This is a genomic window from Hymenobacter perfusus (genome assembly GCF_003944765.1).
In the GTDB taxonomy this organism is placed as follows: Bacteria; Bacteroidota; Bacteroidia; order Cytophagales; family Hymenobacteraceae; genus Hymenobacter; species Hymenobacter perfusus.
This window is the reverse complement of the sequence record NZ_RWIU01000005.1, coordinates 363,893-385,288: the sequence shown is the minus strand read 5'-3', so window position 1 is coordinate 385,288 and position 21,396 is coordinate 363,893. Positions and strand designations below refer to the sequence as shown.

Annotated in this window: 14 protein-coding genes and 2 tRNA genes; 8 read left to right on the top strand and 8 right to left on the bottom strand. The window is 60.9% G+C overall.

The window, feature by feature from the left end; translation table 11 throughout:
* Positions 1 to 91: 91 nt before the first annotated feature.
* The 5 genes from EI293_RS16260 (at position 92) to EI293_RS16240 (ending at position 3,299) form a co-directional block, all read left to right on the top strand.
* Entirely contained in the window at positions 92 to 1,051 is a 960-nt protein-coding gene (locus tag EI293_RS16260; protein WP_125439595.1) for a YihY/virulence factor BrkB family protein, read from the top strand.
* Positions 1,052 to 1,194: 143 nt separating this feature from the next.
* Positions 1,195 to 1,281: transfer RNA gene (locus tag EI293_RS16255), tRNA-Ser, on the top strand.
* Positions 1,282 to 1,359: 78 nt separating this feature from the next.
* Positions 1,360 to 1,444, top strand: a tRNA-Ser gene (locus EI293_RS16250).
* A gap of 207 nt (positions 1,445 to 1,651) precedes the next feature.
* Complete coding sequence (locus tag EI293_RS16245; protein ID WP_125439594.1) at positions 1,652 to 2,011, top strand: hypothetical protein; 360 nt, start codon at positions 1,652 to 1,654, stop codon at positions 2,009 to 2,011.
* A gap of 34 nt (positions 2,012 to 2,045) precedes the next feature.
* Positions 2,046 to 3,299 (top strand): PAS domain-containing protein, encoded by a 1,254-nt coding sequence (locus tag EI293_RS16240; protein WP_125439593.1) that lies wholly within the window; start codon positions 2,046 to 2,048, stop codon positions 3,297 to 3,299.
* A 136-nt stretch (positions 3,300 to 3,435) separates the two neighbouring features.
* Here EI293_RS16240 and EI293_RS16235 read toward each other — a convergent pair whose 3' ends face one another.
* The 4 genes from EI293_RS16235 to EI293_RS16220 form a co-directional block, all read right to left on the bottom strand.
* Positions 3,436 to 4,599, bottom strand: coding sequence for an efflux RND transporter periplasmic adaptor subunit (locus EI293_RS16235; RefSeq protein WP_125439592.1), 1,164 nt, complete (start codon positions 4,597 to 4,599; stop codon positions 3,436 to 3,438).
* A 174-nt stretch (positions 4,600 to 4,773) separates the two neighbouring features.
* Positions 4,774 to 6,018 carry a TolC family protein gene (locus tag EI293_RS16230; RefSeq protein ID WP_125439591.1) on the bottom strand — a complete coding sequence of 415 codons (1,245 nt, stop codon included), beginning with the start codon at positions 6,016 to 6,018 and terminating at the stop codon, positions 4,774 to 4,776.
* A gap of 120 nt (positions 6,019 to 6,138) precedes the next feature.
* On the bottom strand, positions 6,139 to 9,300 hold the full coding sequence (locus EI293_RS16225) for an efflux RND transporter permease subunit (protein ID WP_125439590.1): 3,162 nt from the start codon (positions 9,298 to 9,300) through the stop codon (positions 6,139 to 6,141).
* 241 nt (positions 9,301 to 9,541) lie between these two features.
* Positions 9,542 to 9,958 carry a hypothetical protein gene (locus tag EI293_RS16220; RefSeq protein WP_125439589.1) on the bottom strand — a complete coding sequence of 139 codons (417 nt, stop codon included), beginning with the start codon at positions 9,956 to 9,958 and terminating at the stop codon, positions 9,542 to 9,544.
* A gap of 260 nt (positions 9,959 to 10,218) precedes the next feature.
* On the opposite strand from EI293_RS16220, the gene EI293_RS16215 reads away from it, so the two are divergent.
* Positions 10,219 to 11,490, top strand: coding sequence for a zinc dependent phospholipase C family protein (locus tag EI293_RS16215; RefSeq protein WP_170170410.1), 1,272 nt, complete (start codon positions 10,219 to 10,221; stop codon positions 11,488 to 11,490).
* A gap of 120 nt (positions 11,491 to 11,610) precedes the next feature.
* Here the strand turns inward: EI293_RS16215 and EI293_RS16210 are convergent, their stop codons facing one another.
* The 4 genes from EI293_RS16210 to EI293_RS16195 form a co-directional block, all read right to left on the bottom strand.
* On the bottom strand, positions 11,611 to 11,796 hold the full coding sequence (locus EI293_RS16210) for a hypothetical protein (protein ID WP_125439587.1): 186 nt from the start codon (positions 11,794 to 11,796) through the stop codon (positions 11,611 to 11,613).
* A gap of 249 nt (positions 11,797 to 12,045) precedes the next feature.
* The gene (locus EI293_RS16205; protein ID WP_125439586.1) at positions 12,046 to 13,470 is read right to left on the bottom strand and encodes a TolC family protein; all 1,425 of its coding nucleotides are present in this window, start codon (positions 13,468 to 13,470) and stop codon (positions 12,046 to 12,048) included.
* A gap of 56 nt (positions 13,471 to 13,526) precedes the next feature.
* Entirely contained in the window at positions 13,527 to 16,610 is a 3,084-nt protein-coding gene (locus tag EI293_RS16200; RefSeq protein WP_125439585.1) for an efflux RND transporter permease subunit, read from the bottom strand.
* Between the two features lie 112 nt (positions 16,611 to 16,722).
* A complete protein-coding gene (locus EI293_RS16195) occupies positions 16,723 to 17,889 on the bottom strand; it encodes an efflux RND transporter periplasmic adaptor subunit (protein WP_125439584.1) in 1,167 nt (388 codons plus the stop codon).
* A 250-nt stretch (positions 17,890 to 18,139) separates the two neighbouring features.
* Between EI293_RS16195 and EI293_RS16190 the strand changes: the two genes are divergently transcribed.
* Together EI293_RS16190 and EI293_RS16185 are read left to right on the top strand one after the other, a co-directional pair.
* A complete protein-coding gene (locus EI293_RS16190; RefSeq protein ID WP_246010679.1) occupies positions 18,140 to 18,496 on the top strand; it encodes an MGMT family protein in 357 nt (118 codons plus the stop codon).
* Positions 18,497 to 18,622: 126 nt separating this feature from the next.
* On the top strand, positions 18,623 to 21,367 hold the full coding sequence (locus EI293_RS16185; protein ID WP_170170409.1) for a TonB-dependent receptor: 2,745 nt from the start codon (positions 18,623 to 18,625) through the stop codon (positions 21,365 to 21,367).
* The last annotated feature ends 29 nt before the right edge of the window (positions 21,368 to 21,396 follow it).

Sequence of the window (21,396 nt, the reverse complement as noted above, 5' to 3'; positions counted from 1 at the left end):
GGCGGAGTTTCTGAGTAATTTTTACAGCGCACACGGCGCACATTGCTCCGCCAGAACAGTTACTACTCCGCCACTCAGTTACTCTGCCTTCATGCGTTTGCCTGTCCGCCGTTATCATATGCCCGATGTGCGCCGCCGCCGCAGTTACCGGCGCGCCATCGTGTTTCTGAAGCAGCTCCGGTTTTCCAAAGGTCGGGCCTCCGTGTATGATGTGGTAGACCGGCTGCTGCAGGAAATCCGGCTAGATGGCCTGGCCAAGCGGGCCAGCTATATGGCCTTCAACCTCACCATTGCCATCTTCCCCACCATCATCTTCCTGTTCACACTCATCCCGTACATTCCGGTGCCCAACCTCAATCTGGATATTCTCCAGTTTCTGGCTGATTTGATACCCCGGGAAATGTACATGGCCGTTTCCGGCACTATTGAGGATATCGTGAACATTCCGCACGGCGGGTTGCTGTCCTTCGGTTTTGCTACGGCCCTGGTGCTGAGCTCCAACGGCATTATGGCCCTGCTTGATGCTTTTGAGAAGAAGTATCCTTCGTTCAAGAAACGCACCTATCTGCGCAAGCGGGTTATTGCCACGCTGCTCACGGTGGTGCTGTCGTCGGTGCTGCTGTTTGCGGTGGCGGGTATCTTCTTTGGCACCTATATCATTGATGCGCTGGTATACCACGAAATCGTGCCTGAAGCCATGACCGATCAGCTGACCGGCGTACTGCGTTATGGCTCGGTTATCAGCCTGTTTCTGCTCACCACTTGCTTGGTGTATTATTATGTGCCCCCGGTGCATGATAAATGGCCGTTCATCTCGGCGGGGGCGGTGGTAGCCACGCTGCTGATTTTTCTGGTATCCTTCCTGTTTATTCTTTACGTCAAGATTTTCGACAGCTATAACCACTTCTACGGCTCCATTGGCACGCTGGTGGGCTTCATGGTATGGCTTGATTTTGTGTGCATGACCCTGATCCTGGGCTTCGAGATAAACGTGAGCATTGATGCCGTGACCGGGCGCCTCAAGCGGCCGGCCGCGCTGGGGAAAGCCTGAGCTGAACGAACTGGGAGAGAAGAATTTGTCCTTGAAAATGAGCAGGTAAGCCCATCGGACAAGAAATATTTGGCGGAGCAGCTTGTTCATTTCCGAATCGTCTCTACTTTTGCCATCCCAAACCACTCATTTGGGACCCTTACAGAGAGGTGGCAGAGTGGTCGAATGCGACGGATTCGAAATCCGTTATACCTGCAAGGGTATCGGGGGTTCGAATCCCCCCCTCTCTGCGAAAGGCTTTTTCATCGCTCGAAAAAGCCTTTTTTTTCTGGTGAGCACAGCGGCAACGCACTTTAGTTCCTCTATTCAGAGGAGTGGCAGAGTGGTCGATTGCGGCGGTCTTGAAAACCGTTGAGGGTTAAACCTCCGGGGGTTCGAATCCCTCCTCCTCTGCGAAACTGCTCTGCGCTCCAGGCAAAGAAAAAGCCCTCCGGTTCAAATCGGAGGGCTTTTTCTTTGCCTGGAACTCACCTCCGAAACCGGCGAAAAGGGCTTTTTCACAAGTCCGCAACCTTAAAGACAGACTTGCTGTTGTGAGGGCGCTGTGGCCCAGCTGGCGTGTTTTTTGCTTGTTCGCCAGCTCTATCGTTGCTCGTATCTATGACCGAAGTACTTTTCGACGTAAACCTGCAGCAGCTGCCCGATGAATTTCTGACGGGCAACTGGCGCGTAGCCGACCGGGTATTAAACCAGACAGACCCCGCCAGTATGCTGGCCCGCGCCGAGCAATTTGCCTTGCAGCCAGGCCGGGTGGATATACAGGCTCCGGGCCAGCAGGATACCGGCCACTGGCTGGTGCAGCGGGACGCCCTGCTCAACCGTCCGTACTTGGAGCTGCAACTGGGGCAGGAGCAAACCCGGGCACTGGTAACGCGTCTGCGTCGTTCCCGTAATGGCGCAGAAAGCCAGTTGAATCTTTATTTTCAGTCGGGTATGGAAATGCAGCTCACGCAGCCGTAACCCGTTCGTATCCGCTCAACCAGTCGATTTTCGCATGGCTCCTCTCACTTCTGACACGCCGGATTTGAAGCCTCAACCCTTTTCTCAGCCTATTGATACCACGCTGGTAATGGTGGGCACTACCGATGCTACAGGTAGCCTGACGTATGCCAGCCCGCAGCTGCTGAAATTCAGCGGGCTTACGCTGCAGAACCTAAGCAGGCAATGGCTCATGCTGGTTCACCCCGACGATCAGGAACGTGCTGCCGCGCAATGGAGCCAGGCGGTAGCCACGGTCCGTACTTACCAACTCGAGTTCCGCCTGCGCCGCCACGATGGGGAGTACCGCTGGGTGCGCAGTACAGGCTACCCACAGCTCGACGAGCAAAGCCAGGTGCAGCACTGGATTGTCAGTACCGTCGACGTGGAACTGTTGCGGGAAACGGAAGGTCGCAACGACTCAGCGCATGACTTCAGCTTTCTGGCTGAGTTGATTCCGCAGCTGGTCTGGACTACTGACCCTACGGGCTTCCATACCTACTTCAACCAGCGTTGGACCGATTTCACCGGCTACACTCTGGCGGATAGCGTGGGGCCCGATATGTGGAATAATCTGCTGCACCCCGACGACCGGGAACTGGCCCGGCAGGTGTGGGGACACTCGCTGGCCACTGGCGAGTTTTACGAAATCGAATACCGGTTTAAGGCAAAGCAGGGCGAGTACCGCTGGTTTCTGGGGCAGGCCGTGGCAGTGCGCAACGCGGCCGGCGAAATTGAAAAGTGGTTTGGTACCTGCACTGATATCCACGACCAGAAAATGCAGCAGCTGGCTTTGCGGAAGCGGGAACAGGATTTTACCACCCTAGCCAACGCTATTCCCCAGCTGGCCTGGATGGCCGACGAAACCGGCTCCATCTTCTGGTACAATGACCGGTGGTTCCGTTTCACTGGTGCTACGCAGGAAGAGATGGTGGGCTGGGGCTGGCAGAAAGTGCATCATCCTGATTACGTAGAGGCCGTTAGCGCCGGCTTCCGCGAGGCCGTAGCCCAGGGCCAGACCTGGGAGGATACGTTTCCGCTCCGTCGCCACGACGGGGAGTACCGCTGGTTTCTGAGCCGGGCGCTGCCTGTCCGTAACGAGGACGGCCAAGTGGTAAGATGGTGCGGCACCAATACCGATGTAACCGAACAGAAGCAACTCCAGGACCAGCTGGAACGCGCCTACGCCGACCTGGAAGCTAAAGTAATGTTCCGGACACTTGATCTAGAACGGGAAGTACAGCAGCTGCGTCAGCGTCTGAACAGCTAGATGAACGAATCGGAAGGCCAATAAAAAGCCGGTGGTGCAAAATGCATCACCGGCTTCTTTGTGGACTGCAACAAACAACGTGCAACCCTGAGTCAGCACATCAGGCCAGGATCAGGACTTGTCTGCCAGTGGCTTTTCATTCTTCCGCATCCTGGCCTTTTTTCAGCTCGGCATCAAGGAAATACGCGCCGTGGCGAACGAGACGGGTGGTATCGGCGCCAGCGTCGAGCAGGGTAACGGCGACGTCGCCGGCGTCGGTGGCCCCGGTTTTGACTTTGTAGCGCCGGAAGGTGGTGGGGCCGGTCTGGGCGAACAGGTAGCTGAATTCGCCGGCCTGCACCAGCGCATCTTCCGGTACGGTGCGCTGGCGGGCTCCGGCCGTCTGGATGTGGGCGGCCACGTACTGCCCCGGCAGCACGTCGGCGCGCTCGGGTTCTAGGTGGGCATGTACGCTCACCGTGCGGCCATCGTCGTTGAAGGCCCGGCCCACCAGAAACACGCGGGCCGCCATATCCTCGTTGGAGCCCCGGCTGGGAATCTTGAACAGGATGCGCTGACCGATTTTCACCCGGGCAATATCCCGCTCAAACACTTTCAGCTCCAGGTGCAGGTCGGAGCGGTCCACCACTTCTACCAGCACGTCCTGGGGGTTCACAAACTGCCCGGGGTTGATGTTCACGGCCTTCACGTAGCCCTTGATGGGCGATACCAGCGGCACGGTGGGCGAAATCTCGCCTCGGTCCAGGCTCGCCATCGACAGGCCCAACATGCGCAATTGGCCAGCGGTAGAACGCAATAGTGCCTGCTCCGAGGTATATTCGCTCTGGGCCTGCTGGAGCTTGCGCTTGGCCCCCAAGTCCTCGGCATCGAGGGTTTGCTGGCGTTTCAGCTCCTGCTCCAGAAACCGCACGCGGGCCTTGCTTTGCAGGTATTCCTGCTGGAGTTTGAGGTAATCGGGGTGGCGCAGCACGGCCACTACGCCACCGCGGGCCACCTGCTGACCCGGCAGCACGGCCACGCTCTGCACGTACCCGCCCATCACGGCCGATACCGAGGCCCGGTTCTGAGGCGGCACGTCGATGCTGCCATTGGCCTGCACGTCGGTGGTCATGTTTTTCCAGACGAAAGACCCCGTTTCCAGCCCGGTGGCCTGCAGTTGGGTGGGGCTGATCTGCACCACCTCAGGGTTGGGTGGTGGGGTCGGGGCTGCCGGCGGGGCTGCGGCTTCAGTTTCGGTGGATTTGTCGGAGCCGCAGGCTGTCAGCAGCGCGGCAATCAGCAGAAAATACGTTGGTTTCATGAAATCTACAGTAGAGGGACAGCCAGAAGGCTGAATGGGAAGAGGCGTCCTGGTCTGGCGACTGGAAGCCGTCGGGCCGGTTGCCGGTTGAACGAGGCCGTCAGCTGAAGTCACAACATCAGCTTACGTCAACCGGCCCGACGGCTTCCAGCCACCGGACCGGGTTGGGCTGACTTATTGGGTGTCGGCTCCGGTGAGGGTGAGCAGGTCGAGGGCCAGCTCGTTGTACTGGCGCAGCTGGTCCAGGTAAGCGGCCCGAATCTGCCAGGCCGGCTCCGTATTCACCACGTACTCCACGTATTCCACGTCGCCGGCCCGGAAGCTTTTCTCGGCCGTATCCAGAATCAGTCGGGCCTGAGGCAGGGCTGTGGTTTCGTAGTACGTGAGCGAAGCGCGGGCGCGGGTCAGCAGTTGGCGCAAGCCCGCCAGCTGCCCGTCGAGCTGGGTGGTGGCATAGCGGAGCTGGGCTTCGGCGGCCTGCTCACCCAAGCGGGAAGCCTGAATGCGCGACTTCTGCACGCCGCCCAGCAGCGGCACCGCCACGCCGGCCTGAGCCACGTGAAAGCCGTTTTCCTTGTTGATGGTTTGGGTAAAATAGCCCAGGCGTATATCAGGCAGACGGCGCAGCTGCTCCACGCGGGTCTGGCGGCGGCTTACATCCACTTCCTGTTCCAGCAGGGCCAGGGTGGGATTGGTGGCGGCCGAGAGGCCGGCTGTATCGGCGGGCAGCAGGGCTACGGCCGGTAGGGTGGTCGTGTCGATGTCGGCGGGGCGGCCCAGGTTCAGGAGCACGCCCAGCCGCTGCCGCTGCACCTGCTGCTCGGTGAGCACTCCGGCCAGTCGGTTGCGCAGCTCCAGCCGCCGCGCCTCGGCCGATACTTGCTCCAGTCGGTTGGTTTCGCCGGTCTGGTAGCGGATGCGGGCGGCCCGGGCGGCGCGCTGGTACAGGCTGTCTTGGCGGCGCAGCAAGGCGGCGCGACGGTAGCTCAGCAGTAGCTCGTAGTAGGTACCGCGGATGCTGCGGCCCAGCTCACGGCGCTGTTGGCGCACCCGCTGCTCGGCCGTGAGCACCTGGCCCTCCAGCAGCTGGCGCTGCGCCCGGTACAGCCCCGGCAGGGCCGACTGCTGCACTATGTTGAAGCTTTGGTCGCGCAAAGGGCCCGAAATCTGGCCCACCTGATAGTCCACCACCGTGCGGGGCAGGTCGTAGCCGGTGCGGGCCAAAGCGCGCTGGCGCTCAATTTCCAGCGCGCCGGTTTGCACCAGCAGGCTCTGGCCGAGGCCGGTTTGGAGCGCCTGCGTGAGAGTAAGCGGCCCGCCGGGCGGGGCCGCCGGGGCGGGTGGCGGCAGCGTGCGGGGCGTGGTCTGGGCCTGGGTAAAACAGGGGAGAATCAGCAGAATGAACAGAAAGTATTTCATGGGAAATGAAAGTCAGCATGTGGAGATGCGACACTGCGCGTCTTCCCGTTGAGCGGCTGTGGGCAGGTGGTATCGTTCTGCCGACAGACGCGCAGGGTCGCGCCTCAACACCACTCGGGATTATAACTCGTGGTTTTCCTTGATTTCGGCCAGCAGCTCGGGGGTAGGGTCGGTGGGGCTGGGCTCGCCGTCTTTGGTGAAGAAGGTGTAGAGCACGGGCAGGACCACCAGCGTGAGTAGTGTGGCCGAAATCAGCCCGCCGATAACCACGGTAGCCAGCGGCTTCTGCACCTCGGCCCCGCCCGAGGAGCTGAGCGCCATCGGCAGGAAGCCCAGGGAGGCTACGGCCGCCGTGAGCAGCACCGGCCGGAACCGCTCGTGGGTGGCTTTCAGCACCCGTTCCCGCACGGAGTCGATACCGGCCAGGGCCAGCTCGTTGATGCTGGCCACCAGTACGATGCCGTTGAGCACTGCCACCCCGAACAAGGCAATGAAGCCCACGCCGGCCGAGATGCTGAATGGCATGCCGCGCAGCCACAGGGCCAGAATGCCGCCAATGGCCGCCAGCGGAATGCCCGTGAAAATGAGGCCGGCCTGCTTCACCGAGCGGAAGGAAAGGTAGAGCAGCACGAAAATCAGCAGCAACGACACCGGCACGGCCACCGCCAGACGGGATTTGGCCTGCTGCAAATTCTCGAACTGGCCGCCGTACTGCATGCTGTAGCCTTCCGGGAGCTTCAGACCGGCGTCCAGCTTCTGCTGAATTTCCTGCACCAGGCTTTCCACGTCGCGGTTGCGCACGTTCACGCCGATGTTGATGCGGCGGCGCGCATTATCGCGCGACACCTGGGTGGGGGCGTTGCGGAAATCCACCTGAGCCACTTCCTCCAGCGGTACTTTCTGGCCGCCGGGCAGGTCCACGTACAAGGCGCGCAGGTCCTGAATTCCGCCCCGGCTGACGCTGTCGAGGCGCACCACCAGGTCGAAGCGCCGCTCGCCCTCGTACACCTGGCCCGCCACGTCGCCGGCGAAGGAGGCGCGCAGCAGCGTGTTCAGGTCTTGCACGCGCAGGCCGTACTGGGCCATTTTCTGGCGGTTGTAGGTCACGCGCAGCTGGGGCAGGGCCGCAATCTGCTCCACTTTCAGGTCGCCCACGCCGGCGAGGGGGCGGATGAGGGCGGCGGCCTCGTTGGCTTTCTCGAATAGCAGGTCTAGGTCGTCGCCGTAAATCTTGATGCTGATATCGGACTTCACGCCCGAAATCAGCTCGTTGAAGCGCATCTGGATGGGCTGCTGAAACTCCAGGCTCACGCCGGGCACGCCGGCCAACGCCTCGCTCATCTTAGTGGCCAGTTCCTCGCGGGAGTGAGCCGAGGTCCACTCTTTCTGGGGCTTGAGTACCAGAATCTGGTCGGAATCCTCCAGACTCATCGGGTCGGTGGGAATTTCGGAGGTACCGATTTTGGCCACTACCTGCTCTACTTCCGGAAACTGTTTCAGCAGAATCTGCTGGACCCGGGTGGTGGTGGCAATGCTCTGGGCCAGCGAGGAACCGGGCGGCAGGCCCATGTACACGGCAAAGTCGCCCTCGTCCAGCTGCGGAATAAATTCGCCGCCCAGGCTGGCAAATACCCCGCCCGCCAGCACCAGCAGCCCTACGGCCGCCCCGGCCACCACCCCGCGCAGGCGCAGCGCCCCGTGGATGATGGGCCGGTAGCCGCGGTACAGAAACTTCATGATGCGGTCGGCCACGGTGCCTTCCTCCTTGATATCCTTGCGCAGGGCCCAGGCCGATACGGCTGGCACGTAAGTCAGGCACAGCAGCATGGCGCCCACAATGGCGAAGCTCACGGTCAGGGCCATGGGCCGGAACATCTTGCCCTCGATGCCGGTGAGGGCAAGAATGGGCAGATACACGATGAGGATGATGAGCTGGCCGAACAAGGCGGAGCGCATCATGCGGGTGGCGGCCGTTTCGGCTACCTGGTCCATGGTCTCGTTTTCGGCGCGGGTCCGGAAATGCACCAGGTGAAAAATCATGGCTTCCACGATAATCACGGCCCCGTCCACAATCAGCCCAAAGTCCAGCGCGCCCAGGCTCATCAGGTTGGCCGAGACGCCGAAGGTCTTCATCAGGCCCAGGGCAAACAGCATGCACAGCGGAATCATGGAGGCTACCACGAGGCCGGCGCGCCAGTTGCCCAGCAGTACCAGCAGCACGACCATCACAATCACGCCGCCCTCAATGAGGTTCTGGGCCACGGTATGAATGGCGGTGTCCACCAGCTTGGTGCGGTCCAGGAACGGCTTCACGAACAGGCCAGCGGGTAGCTGCTTGTCGATTTCGGCTACCCGGGCCTTCACGCCCTTGATGGTTTGCTCCGAAGAAGCGCCCTTGAGCATAAGCACGATACCGCCCACGGTTTCGCCCTGGCCGTCGCGGGTCATGGCCCCGTAGCGCACCGAGTGACCGAAGCGCACGTCGGCCACGTCGCGCACCAGCAGGGGCACGTTGTTTACCTGCTTGATGACCATGCTGCCAATGTCCTGCAAGGAGCCGGCCCGGCCTTCGCCCCGGATAAAGTAGGCGTTGCGGCCGCGCTCCAGGTAGCTGCCGCCGGTGTTGGCATTGCCGGCCTCCAGGGCCGTGTACAGTTCCGCCATCGTCACGCCGCTGGCGTTGAGGCGCTCGGGCTTCACGCTTACCTCGTACTGGCGCACGAAGCCGCCGAAGCTGCTCACGTCCACCACGCCGGGCACGCCGGCCAGCTGGCGCTTCACCACCCAGTCCTGCACTTCGCGTAGGCGGGCCAATGAGTACTTTTTCTCGTAGCCGGGCTTCACGCCCAGGCTGTACTGGAAGATTTCGCCCAGGCCGGTGGTGATGGGGGCCATTTCGGGGCGGCCCAGGTCGGGGCCCAGGTCCGATTCGGCGGTGCGCAGCTTCTCGGCTACCAGTTGACGGGTTTGAAGCGTGGGCACGTCGTCGTCGAACACCACGGTAATCACCGACAGCCCGAAGCGGGAAGTGGAGCGGATTTCCGTCACGCCGGGTACGGTGCGCAGGGCCAGCTCCAGCGGCACGGTTAGCAACTGTTCCACCTCCTGGGCGGCCAGCGCGGGGCTTTGGGTGATAACCTGAACCTGGTTGTTGGTAACGTCGGGAATGGCGTCGAGGGGTAGGGTGGAGGCCGAATAGCCACCCCAGGCCAGCAACGCCAGGATCATCAGCACCACAAACAGCTTGTTGTGGATGCTGGCCCGGATAATGCGGGAAAGCATAGGAAAATGGGTTGCCGCCGGCTAGTGAGTATTGGGTATGGAGTATTGGGTATGGAGTAGTGGGTATGGAGTAGTGGGTATTGAGTATGGAATAGCTAGTGCCGTTCGATTTTCAACACACAATACCCAGTACTAAATACTCAATACCAACTACTCACTACTCTACATAGTGAAGCCAGCGGAATGAGCGGAAAGACTACGGGAAGCGGCGGGGCGCACTGCGCCCGGGGACTTCAGGTAGCTACGCTCGGGGCGGCTGGAGCAGCGGGTTGCTGACGCAGAAGGCGTACAGCGGGCCGGGTGCCACGCGGTAGGCGGCGACGGGCCAGGTGCGGGGGCGCGGGGGCAAGGCCACGCGTCCGGCCGGCAGCACGAAGCTAACCATCACGCAGTCGTGGTGGTGTTGCTCCAGCGGAAGCTTGTGGTGGTCCTGAGCATCGCGCTGGGAGTAGGGGTGCCGGCGGTGGTCGGTGCCGTGGGGGCCGTAGTGCAGCGCCAGAAACGCCAGCGGCGAGAGGTGGCCGCCCGCCAGGGCGCGGTGGTAGCGGTAGTGCCCCGCCAGCTCGGGCAATTTGCCCAATTCCGAGAGGTCGTTCTGGGGCACGAGGCCGCTCACGAGCATCAGGAGTCCCAGAAGGAAGGCTACCACCGGTTTCATGATAGCAAAGGTAGGAGCCAAACTGCGGAATCAGGCAGAAAACCCCATTCAAGCAGAAATTTGGAACCGGTCTGAATTCAGGTGAGGCGAAAAATCGAATAGGGTCACGCCCTAAAAACCGGTGAATTGACCGCAGGAGCAAGTATTGGATCAAGGGCTAACCCATGTACCTACACCAGCGTAACAACCACGGCCGTAGGCCGTGCGTACGTGTTGGCACCCACGGCAGAGCTTATGCGCCCGGCCGGGTGCTTTTGCGTATGTGGAAATGGATTGTAGTCGTGGTGGTCCTGCTGGGCTTGTCTGCGCGCCCGGCTTCGGCCTATTCAGTACTCACCCACCAGGCCAATGTGGATTCGTGCTGGCAGCGGTGCATGGTGCAGCTGTTGCAACAACGCTACCCCGGCGCCTCCGACGACCAGCTCATCGAGGCCAAGAGCTTTGCTTACGGCGGCTCCATTCTGCAGGATATGGGCTACTACCCGTTCGGCTCCGAACTGTTCACCAACCTCACCCACTACGTCCGCTCCGGCGACTTTGTGCGCAATCTGCTCGATGAGGCCCATAACCGCAACGAGTACGCCTTTGCTTTGGGCGCGCTGGCCCACTACGCAGCCGACCTCAGCGGCCACCCCGAAGGCACCAACCGCGCCATGCCCCGCGTGTACCCTGAGCTGCAAGCCAAATTCGGCAATAGTATCACCTACGAGGAAGCGCCTATTCAGCACACCCAACTGGAGTTTGCCTTCGATGTAATGCAGGTGGCGGCCGGCCGCTACCGCACCGCCGAATACCAGCGCAGCATCGGGTTTCAGGTGAGCAAGCCGGTGCTGGAGCGGGCCTTCCTGAAAACGTACGGTATGGAGCTGGGCCAGGTGATTTTCAACGTGGATTTGTCGGTGGCGTCGTTTCGGTTTGCCGTGCGCAGCCTCATTCCGATTGCCAGTCGGGCCGCGTGGCAGTCGCAGAAAAAGGAAATCCGCAAGGTGAGCCCCCAGGCCCGCCGCCGCGAATATGTGTATAAGGAAAGCGAGGAGGAGTACCAGAAACGGTACGGCAGCGGCTACGACCACCCCGGCACCGGGGCGCGGGTGCTCTCGTACTTCGTGCGGGTACTGCCCAAAATCGGCCCGCTCAAGCCTTTCGCCTTCAAAACGCCCACGCCCGAAGCGCAGGCGCTGTTTCGGGCCAGCTTCCGCACGGTGATGAATAACTACTGTGCTTTGGTAGAAAAAGAACCCCGTGACACCCTTGCCACCCAACGCCCCACGCTGCCCAACGCCGACTTCGACACCGGTAAGCCCACCAAACTCGGCGAGTATGCCCTGACCGACGAAACCTACGGCGAGTGGCTGCGCAAGCTGGCCGACAAGAAGTTCGAAAACCTTACGACTTCGCAGCAGCAGCACATTCTGGCCTTTTTCAGCACACCTACTACCCGCGAGCCGGTGGATGAGGACGAGAAGGAAAAGGACAACCGTAAAGCCACCATCGAGGCCCTGGAGCAGCTTAAGGCGCTGAAGCCGCAGTAAGCAGCTTACTGCCCGAAAGCCCGCCGTCCCGGCCCGCTGCTTACCAGACTGGTAGCGCGGGCCGGGACGGCGGGCTTTTTTGGGGCGGGTACGGCTGCGTTGAAGGGAGCCGGCTGCTGGTTAGTACTGGCGGTAAGCCCGGAAACGGCGGTAGTTGGGGCGGTGTACGTGGTGCTGGCCTTTCATCTTCGCCTTCACCGTAGGCAACCAGCGCCGGTCGAACAGGTCGTGGGCTTCAGCCGGGGCCGAAACACAGAACGAAAGAACGAACAAAACGAGGCTGAGTTTCAGGAGGCGAGCGAGCATATACAGCAGGTGAAGAGGTGTCTGGGGTTGTTGATGCCTCAAAGCTACGGGGCCGTTCTGCGCCTTCCGTAACCCTTCGCCCGACTGGGGTGCTTCCTCTCCGAACCCCTGTTTTTTTTATCTGAACGGCTCCGCCCACCGCCCAAAAGCAACCGCCCCGACCTGTTGGGGCCGGGGTGGTTCTATTCCGTCGTTCAAATAACCCAAACGACAACCGGCCCGACAGCTTGCAGCTGCCGGACCGGAGCACTACGGGGTTTTGTTGCCTTCCTGCACCAGGCCGCTGCTGAGGCGACGGAGGACGATTTCGGCCTGTTTAGCCTGGTAGCGAATATCCAGCAGCCGCACTTCGGCATCCAGCTGGGTGCGCTGGGCCACCCGCAGGTCCAGGGGCGTGAGCAGGCCCAGGCGGTAGCGTTCCAGGGCAATGGCCACGTTTTCGCGGGCCAGCAGGATGTTGGATTCTTCCAGCTCCAGCAGCTGCAAACGGTTCCGGTACTGGGCCCAGGCCTGCTCGGCTTCGGCATCCAGCTGGAGCTGGGTCTGGTCGAGTTGCAGCTGGCTTTGCTCCTCCACAATGCGGGCGTTCTGCTCTAGGCGGGTGCGGTTGAAGCCATCAAAAATGGGCACCGAGGCTACCACGCCGTAGTTTAAGCCGAACTGGCGGCTTGTGTTGGTGACCAGCTGGGTGCCGAAAAAGGCGGCCCCGTTGATGTTGCGGTTCAGGCCGTAGCCCGAAGTCAGGCCGATTTGCGGGAAGCGGGAGGCGCGCACCAGTTTCCGGTCGTAGGTGGCCACCTCAGTGTTGGTGCGGGCCTGTTGCAAACGCGGGTTGTTCTGGCGGATGGACTGGAGCACGGCGTCGCGCTGCAAATCCTGGGCTACCACGATGGAGTCCTGGGGCTGGAAGTTGAGGTTGGGGTTGCGGCCCAGCAGGTTATTGAGCGAAATTTTCGCCGTCTGCAAGGCTTCCTGCTGCTGGATGAGGATGGAGCGGTCGGCGTTGTAATCCACGCGGGCGGTCAGCACCTCCACCTTGGCCGCCACGCCCACGTCCACCCGGGCCTGGGTCAGGTCGATGCGGGCCTGGCCGATTTTCAGGGCTTCCTCAATGGAGTTGATCTTACCCGACTCGCGCACTACTACAAAGTAGGCGTCGGTGATGCCGGCCACGGTTTCCTCCACGGTAGCCCGCGTAAGCTGCTGCTGACTCTGCTCCAACGCCTGCAACCGGTCATAGGCAATGAACATCCCGAAGCCATCAAAAATGGTCCAGGTGGCCGCTACGTTGGCATTCAGGCCGTTCGATTTGGCTCCGTTGGCAATGCTGGGCTCGGGCCGGCTAGAGGATTCCTGCCGCACGTTGTTGCGGTTGAAGGTGCGGGTGAAGTTGCCGTTTACCACCGGCAGCTGCCCGGCGTTGCCGCGCGTCACGTTGTTCTCGGCCACGCGCACATCCTGCCGCGAAAGGCGGATGTTGTAGTTGTTCTCAATGCCGATACGGATGGCCTCCGCCAGCGTCAGGCCGGGAGCCGAGGACACAGTTTCGGGCTTTTCGGTCTGGGGCTTGCTTTGCGGCTGCGTAGTGCCTGGGCGGGAAGGCAACGCGGGCTGCTGCGCCAGCAGGGGGAGGGGAGCGGCCAGCAGCAGCGCGAACAGAGAGAAACGAGGCATGGAGGAAATCAACAACTGAAAAAGGCGCGGTGGGAGAAGCGAAAAACGGTGCGGCACTAGGCGGCCACGGCTTCATCCTCCTCTACCGGCGCATGTTTGTGCTTTTTGGCCGTGGCGAAGTAGGAGTACATCACGGGCACCACGTACAGCGTGAGGGCCGTGGCAAAAAACAGCCCGCCCACTACGCCAATGCCCATAGCCCGACGGCTGAGCGCGCCCGCGCCGGTAGCCACGGCAATGGGCAGAATGCCCAGAATGGCGCACAGGCTGGTCATCAGAATCGGGCGGAAACGGGCGGTGGCACCCTCAATCAGGCCGGTCATGTAATCCTTGCCGTTTTCTACCTGCTGGTTGGCAAATTCCACAATGAGGATACCGTTCTTGGTCACCAGCCCCACCAGCATAATAATGCCGATCTGGGAGAACAGGTTGAGCGTCTGGTTGAAGTACCACAGGCTCAGTAGCGCGCCCGAGAGGGCCAGCGGCACCGTCACCATGATAATCACCGGGTCGCGGAAGCTTTCGAACTGCGCTGCCAGCACCAGGTAAATCAGCACCAGGGCCAGCCCGAAGGCAAATACCAGGCTGCTGGAGCTTTCCTGGAAGTCGCGGGAGGAGCCGGCCAGCTCGGTGCTGAACGTGTCGTCGAGGTTCTTTTCGGCCAAGGCCTGCATCGCGGCAATGCCGTCGCCGAGGGTGCGGCCGGGGGCCAGAGAGGCCGAGAAAGTAGCCGAGTTGTAGCGGTTGAAGCGGTAGAGCTGGGGCGGTGTGCTGCTTTCTTCCAGCCGAATCACGTTATCCAGCTGAATCAGCTCCCCATTGGCATTCTTCACCGACAGCAGGCGCACGTCCAGCGGCTGGCTCCTGTCTTCGCGCGCCACCTGCCCGATAATCTGGTACTGCTTGCCCTCCCGGATAAAGTAGCCGTAGCGCTGCCCGCTCAGGCCCGACTGCAACGTCTGGGAAATGCTTTGCACCGATACGCCCAGGCTCTGGGCCTTTTCCCGGTCGATGTTCACGCGCAGCTCGGGCTTGTTGAACTTCAGGTTCACGTCCACGAACTGGAAGGTGGGGTCTTGGCGGGCCGCATCCAGGAACTTAGGCACGGCTTCGCGCAGCTTCTCGAAGTCCTGGGTCTGGATAACGAACTGCACCGGCAGGCCGCCGCCGCCGCCCCCGATGCTCTGATCCTGGCTGACGGAGGTACGGGCGGCGGTGAGCTTCTTCACGCCGGCACTCAGCTTATCGGCAATAACGGGCTGGGGCAACGCGCGGGTATCGGCTTCCAGCAGCAGCACCCGGGCTGTACCCGAGTTGGAGCCGCCCCCGAAGCCCGGCGACGTCACGGCAAACACGCTGCTCAGGTTGCCGGGGCCAGCCGAATCCATCGCCAGCTGGGTGAGCTGGGTCATGTAGGCATCCATGAACTCAAACGAGGCGCCCTCGGGGCCGGTGGCGTTCAGGTTGATGCGGCTGCGGTCCTCCACCGGGGCCAGTTCGGAGGGAATGGCCCCCATAAAGTACCAGATGCCCACGCCCGTACCCGCCACCACCAGCCAGGCCAGCCAGCGGTTGCGCAGGAACGTTTCGAGGCTGCCCTTGTAGCCGTTAATCATCTTCTCGAAGAAGGGCTCAGTTTTGCGGTAGAACCAGTTGTGCTTTTCCTCGCGCTTAAGCAGCACCGAGCACATCATGGGCGTAAGCGTGAGCGACACAAAGGCCGAAATCAGCACCGAGCCGGCCACCACAATGCCAAACTCCCTGAACAGCCGGCCCGTGATACCCGTCAGGAACACCACCGGCAGGAACACCGCCGCCAGCACTACCGTGGTACTGATAACGGCCATCAGAATTTCCTCGGAGCCCTTAATAGCAGCCGTTTTGGGGTCCTCGCCGCCTTCAATACGGGAGTAGATGTTCTCCAGCACCACAATGGCGTCGTCCACTACCAGACCAATGGCCAGTACCACGGCCAGCAGCGTGAGTACGTTGATGGAAAAATTCATCAGGTACATCACGAAGAAAATCCCCACCAACGACACCGGAATGGCCACCACCGGAATGATGGTGGAGCGCCAGTCGCGCAGAAACAGGAAGATGATAATTACCACCAGCACGAAGGCTTCGATGATGGTGTGCTCCACTTCCGTGATGGATTTGCGGATGAACACCGAGTTATCGAAGCCCGGCTTGAGCACTAAGTCCTTGGGCAGATCCTTGCCATACAACTCCAGGCGCTGGTTAAACTCGTCGGCAATGTCAATCTGGTTGGAGCCCGGCTGCGGAATAACGGCCAGGCCCACCATCGGCACGCCGTTTACTTTAAAGATTGTCTGGTCGTTTTCGGGGTACAATTCGGCGTAGCCGATGTCCAATAACCGTACCAGCGACGACTCATCCTTGCGGATAATCAGGTTGTTGAAATCCTCCACCGAGCTCAGGCGACCCATGGTGCGCAGCGTAAGCTGGGTGGCCTGGCCCTGCACCGAGCCGCTGGGCAGCTCCACGTTTTCGCGCGTCAGGGCGGCCTGCACATCCACCGGGCTCACGCTCAGGGCCGAGAGCTTCACCGGGTCCAGCCACAGGCGCATGGAGTACTTCCGCTCCCCGTACACCCGCACCTCCGATACGCCCGGAATCGTCTGCAGGCGCTCTTTGAGGGTGTTGTTGGCGTAGTCGGTCAGTTCCAGCAGGGTGCGTTTGCTGGAGCTGAGGTAGGTCATCACAATGGGCTGCGAGTCGGCGTTGGCCTTGCTCACAATGGGCGGGTCGATGTCACGCGGCAGGCGGCCCTGCGCCCCCGAAACCTTGTCGCGCACGTCGTTGGCGGCCGTTTCCAGGTCGGCGTCGAGGTCGAACTCCACCGTAATCTGGGTGCGGCCGTCGCGGGAGTTAGAGGTCAGGTTCTTGATGCCCTGGATGCCGTTGAGGGCTTCTTCCAGCGGCTCCGTCACCTGGCCCTGCATCACATCGGCCGAGGCCCCGGTGTAGCTGGCCGACACGGTAATAATGGGCGGGTCCACGCTCGGGTACTCCCGCACGCTCAGGTACCGGAAGCCGATGACCCCGAAAATCACAATCACCAGGCTCATCACAATGGCGAGAACCGGGCGGTTGATACTGGTTGAGGAAAGACTCATACGTTTGTTTCTCGCAGTGTTTCGCAGTGGAAAAGCGCAGTGTTTCGCAGTGTTCAGTCGTCAGCACAATGCGAAACACTGCGCCTTCCACTGCGAAACACTGCGAGAAATCTTACTTGGTCACCTTCACCGCATCGCCCGGCTTCACCTGCAGGATGCCGGTGCGAATCACGGAGTCACCCACGGCTAGGCCGTCGGTAATTTGGATGAGGCGGTCTGAGCGTACCCCGATTTTTACTTTTTTCGGGACCATTTTGCCCTTTTGCACGGTGTACACACTGTAACCGGTGGCTTCCGGAATTACTGCTTCGGTGGGCACCTGCAAGGCGTCGGTGGTCTGGCTGAGCTGTAGGTTTACTTTCACGAACGCGCCAGGGCGCAGCTCGTCGCGGGTGTTGGCGTAGCGGGCGCGCACCGTCTGGGTGCGGCTCACGGGGTCAATCTGCGGGTCGAGGGCGTACACCTTGGCTTCGTATTTTTTGTTGGAAGCCTCGTCGGTGATGGTAATAGGGTCATTGGTGCGCACCAGGCTGGAGAAGCGGCTGGGCACCGTGAAGTTGATTTTCACCGGCCGCACCTTAGAAAGCGTGGTGATTTCGGCCCCAGGGCTCACGTAGGTGCCCACCGTGGCGGTGGTCAGGCCCAGCACGCCGGCAAACGGCGCCCGCACGTACGCCTTGGCCAAAGAAGCCCGCAACGACTGCAAGTCGGCCTGGGCCGTGAGCAGCAGGTTATTGGACTGCTCGTACTCCTGGGCGCTGATGTATTCCTTATCCAGCAAGGTACGCTGGCGCTTTTCTTGGTCGCGGTAGAGCTTGATGTTGTACTCCTGCTTTTTCAGGGCTGCCTGAATCTCGTCGGCGTTGATGCTCAGCAGCAACTGGCCCTTACTCACCGGCTGGCCTTCCCGGATGTTGAGGCTGGTAATCTTGCCCGAAATTTCGCTTTTGATAACCACCGATTCCTCGGCCAGAATGGAGCCCGTAGCCGCTACCTCATCGGCCAGACTGGTGGCTTTCACTATGTACACCTGCACTGGTAGTGCTCCGCCGCCGCCCTTGCCGCCCGCTCCGCCGGGGCCGCCTTTGCCCGGGGCTCCGGCTGCCCCTTTTCCGCCCCCGCCTTTGCCTTCGGCGCTCTGAGAGGGGAAATACTTGATTTTGATGAATGCCAGCGCGCCCACTACGGCCAGTGCCACCAGCAGCCAGAGGATGCGGCGGCCCGCGGAGCCGGAGCGGGTTTCGGTTACTTCTTCGGTCGGGTGTTCCTGGGTTTGCATGGGGTTACTTCGGGTGGGGCCTTCACCGGTAGCGGTTGGCGGGGCGCAACTGCCACAACGCGAACCACCTGGTTTTGGTTGACGTCGGGGCCGGAAGGGAAAGATGGGGGTAAGACACCAAAAGCGCCGCCGGGTTGCGCGGGGATAAGTGAGTTGGTGAATCGGTGATTTAGTGAGTTGGGGAATGGCCAGTACCTTTATCGGCCACCTTCGCTGAATCACCATTTCACCACCTCACCATTTCACCACTGTGTCCATTCCCCGCAACCCGACGGAGCAACAGCGTAACTTTTTTCAAGAGGTACACGAGGTGGTGCGGCTAGTGCCTGCGGGCCGGGTGACTACCTACGGAGCCATTGCCCACTACCTGGGAGCCCGGCACGGGGCGCGCATGGTGGGCTGGGCCATGATGGCCGCGCACACGGCCACCGAGTACGTGCCGGCTCACCGTGTCATCAACCGCAACGGGTTGCTCACCGGCAAGCACCATTTCGCCACGCCCACGGCCATGCAGGAGGCACTGGAAGCCGAAGGGGTGACGGTGTTGGAAGACCAGGTGCGGGACTTCAAAACCCGCTTCTGGGATCCGGCCACGGAGCTGGAATAAGGGGCCGGCGGCGGCGGTATTTTCTGCTTCGTGCTACCTGTCAAAATCTTACCTTTACACCCTCAATTTCCTTTGCGGGTCGTATTTTCCTTTTTCATGAAGCACTTTTTACTTGCTGGAGCTCTGATGACTACCTCCGTGGTGGCGGTGGCACAAACCACCTACTCCATCAAAGGACGCGTACTGGACAAATTAACCGGGGAGGGCCTGCCTGGTGCCACCGTGCAAGTGGTGGGCAACGGGGCCAATACCGGTGGCGGGGCCGAGGATAACGGCACCTATTCCGTGGGCGGCCTGAAACCCGGTACCTACACCGTGCGTGCCTCCTTTATCGGCTATAAGGTGTTGGAACAGCAGGTGACGGTGGGCAACCAGAACACCACGGCTACCTTCAACCTGGTGGCCGACAACGCTACCCTGAACGAGGTGCAGGTGGTTGGCTCGCTGGGCGTAGCGGTGGAACGCTCGACGCCGGTGGCGTTTGCGGCTGTGAATGAGGTGAAGCTGCGCGAAACCCTCTCCAACCGCGACCTGCCGATGATTCTCAACGAGACGCCCGGCGTGTACGCCACCCAGGGCGGCGGCGGTACCGGCGACTCCCGCATCAACATCCGGGGCTTCGATCAGCGCAACGTGGCTGTGCTGGTAAACGGGGTGCCCGTGAACGATATGGAAACTGGCCAGGTATTCTGGTCGAACTGGGATTTGGGCGACGTGACCAAGAGCCTGCAGGTGCAGCGCGGCCTGTCGGCTTCCAAGATTTCAGTGCCTTCCGTGGGCGGCACCATCAACGTCCTCACCAAGGGCTTCGACGACAAGAAGGCGGTGCTGGCCCGGGTTGAAACCGGTTCCAACAACTACCAGAAATACTCCCTCATGCTCAGCAGCGGCACGTTGAAGGGCGACTGGGCCTTTACCGCCTACGGCTCCCGCCGTACCTCCGATGGCTGGGTGGACAAGGCCTTTGATGATGCCTGGACGTATTTCGGCAATATCAGCAAACGGACCGGCAACCACCGCCTTTCGCTCACCGGAATGGGCTCCCCGCAGAGTCACGGCACCCGCTCCTTCCAGGCACAGGTTGGGCTGTACTCCACCGAAAAAGCCGCCGAAATTGGTGCTTCTCCCGTGGCTGGCGGCAATAAGGGTTTCTCCTACAACCCGTACTGGGGTACGCTCACGCGCTACGACCGGGACCCTACTACCCGGCAGGTAAGTAATGTGCAGGGTTCGGAAGTGCTGAACGAGCGGAGCAACTACTACCACAAGCCGCAAATCAACCTCAACGACTACTGGCAGGTGAACAGCAAGCTGTTTGTGAGTGCCGTGGCGTATGCCTCCTTTGGTAATGGGGGCGGGGTGACCGGCCTGACCAGCGGCAACTCGTCCACGCTCAGCCAGACGGTTGATGGCCAGACGAATTTCCAGGGCATTTATAATAACAACGTCCGCAACTACCCGTTCATCTTCAACACCGCCACCCGTCGCAACGATACGCTGTTTACCGAGCAGCGGCAGTCAGGCTCGTTTCTGGTGAACAACGTGAACAGCCACCGCTGGTACGGCGGCGTACTGGGGGCCGATTATTCGCTCAACGACAAGGTGACTTTCTCGGCCGGGGTAGATGGCCGCCTGTACCGGGGCCTGCACTACCGGGAAGTGCGCGACCTGCTGGGCGGCGACTACGCCCGTACCATTGGCAACCTGAACGCTGACCCAACAACCCGCCTGTATGAGGGTGATAAAATCAGCTACAACTACGACGGCAAAACCCAGTGGCTGGGCGGTTATGCCCAACTGGAGTACAAAACGCCCGTGCTGTCGGCCGTGGTGAGTGGTACCCTCTCCCAAATCCGTTATAAGCGCATCGACTATTTCCGGGCCAAGCAGGTAACCGTGGACGGGCAGAGCTACGATGTAGGCTTCAACCAGACCCAGACTATTAACGGGCGCACGTACACCAGCGCCGATGGCCAGACGGTGGAAACGCCCTGGGCCAGCTTCACAGGATACAGCGTGAAAGCCGGGGCCAACTACAACGTGACCGAGCGCAACAACCTGTTCGTGAACGTGGGCTACAACAGCAAGGTGCCCTTTTTCAATCAGGTATACAGCTCCCAGGGCATCCGCTACAAGGATGTACAGCCCGAAGGCATCACCAGCATGGAGCTGGGCTATGGCATTAGCTACCCCAGCCTGAAAGCTACTCTGAATGCCTATTACACCCTGTGGGCCAATAAATCGACCAACTCGGTTTCCACGGCTACCGGCGAAGCAGTGTACAGCACCGTCCGTAACATTGATGCCCGCCACATGGGCGTAGAAATGAGCGTGGCCCAGGAAATCAGCCGGAGCCTGCAGCTGAACGCTGCAATTGCGCTGGGCGACTGGCGCTGGAAAGGGAAAGGCCTGCTCAACCAGGTAACGGAATCCAACGTGCAGGTAAACCCGATCGACCAGCCGGTATTTCTGGAGGGCGTACACGTAGGCGACGCGGCGCAGAATCAGTTTCAGCTGGGGCTGCGCTACGAGCCCATCCGGGGCCTGTACATCCGGCCCTCGTTCCTCGTGTTCTCGAAGTACTACGCTGCCTTCAACCCCGATAACATTCTGGAAGAAGCTTCCCGTACCGATGCTTACCGCCTGCCCACCAGCAAAAACCTGGACCTGCACTTCGGCTACGAGCTGAAGCCGGTGTACCAGGATAAGGTGCGCATCAGCTTCCGGGCTTCGGTCCTGAATGTGCTGAATGAGTTCTACTTTACTGACGTTTCGAACCGCAGCAACTCCAACGTGTTCGATGCCAACAACCTGCAGGCCTTCTTCAACCGGGGCCGCACGTTCACGCTGGGTATGGCAGTAGGACTGTAAGCTGAATATAGTCTGCCCTGAAAACGATA

Excerpts from the sequence above, each read along its gene's own strand:
- EI293_RS16245 (WP_125439594.1), top strand. The coding sequence starts at position 1,652 with ATGACCGAAGTACTTTTCGACGTAAACCTGCAGCAGCTGCCCGATGAA.
- EI293_RS16225 (WP_125439590.1), bottom strand. The coding sequence starts at position 9,300 with ATGCTTTCCCGCATTATCCGGGCCAGCATCCACAACAAGCTGTTTGTG.
- EI293_RS16200 (WP_125439585.1), bottom strand. The coding sequence starts at position 16,610 with ATGAGTCTTTCCTCAACCAGTATCAACCGCCCGGTTCTCGCCATTGTG.
- EI293_RS16195 (WP_125439584.1), bottom strand. The coding sequence starts at position 17,889 with ATGCAAACCCAGGAACACCCGACCGAAGAAGTAACCGAAACCCGCTCC.
- EI293_RS16235 (WP_125439592.1), bottom strand. The coding sequence starts at position 4,599 with ATGAAACCAACGTATTTTCTGCTGATTGCCGCGCTGCTGACAGCCTGC.
- EI293_RS16260 (WP_125439595.1), top strand. The coding sequence starts at position 92 with ATGCGTTTGCCTGTCCGCCGTTATCATATGCCCGATGTGCGCCGCCGC.
- EI293_RS16215 (WP_170170410.1), top strand. The coding sequence starts at position 10,219 with ATGTGGAAATGGATTGTAGTCGTGGTGGTCCTGCTGGGCTTGTCTGCG.
- EI293_RS16205 (WP_125439586.1), bottom strand. The coding sequence starts at position 13,470 with ATGCCTCGTTTCTCTCTGTTCGCGCTGCTGCTGGCCGCTCCCCTCCCC.
- EI293_RS16230 (WP_125439591.1), bottom strand. The coding sequence starts at position 6,018 with ATGAAATACTTTCTGTTCATTCTGCTGATTCTCCCCTGTTTTACCCAG.
- EI293_RS16210 (WP_125439587.1), bottom strand. The coding sequence starts at position 11,796 with ATGCTCGCTCGCCTCCTGAAACTCAGCCTCGTTTTGTTCGTTCTTTCG.
- EI293_RS16185 (WP_170170409.1), top strand. The coding sequence starts at position 18,623 with ATGACTACCTCCGTGGTGGCGGTGGCACAAACCACCTACTCCATCAAA.
- EI293_RS16220 (WP_125439589.1), bottom strand. The coding sequence starts at position 9,958 with ATGAAACCGGTGGTAGCCTTCCTTCTGGGACTCCTGATGCTCGTGAGC.
- EI293_RS16240 (WP_125439593.1), top strand. The coding sequence starts at position 2,046 with ATGGCTCCTCTCACTTCTGACACGCCGGATTTGAAGCCTCAACCCTTT.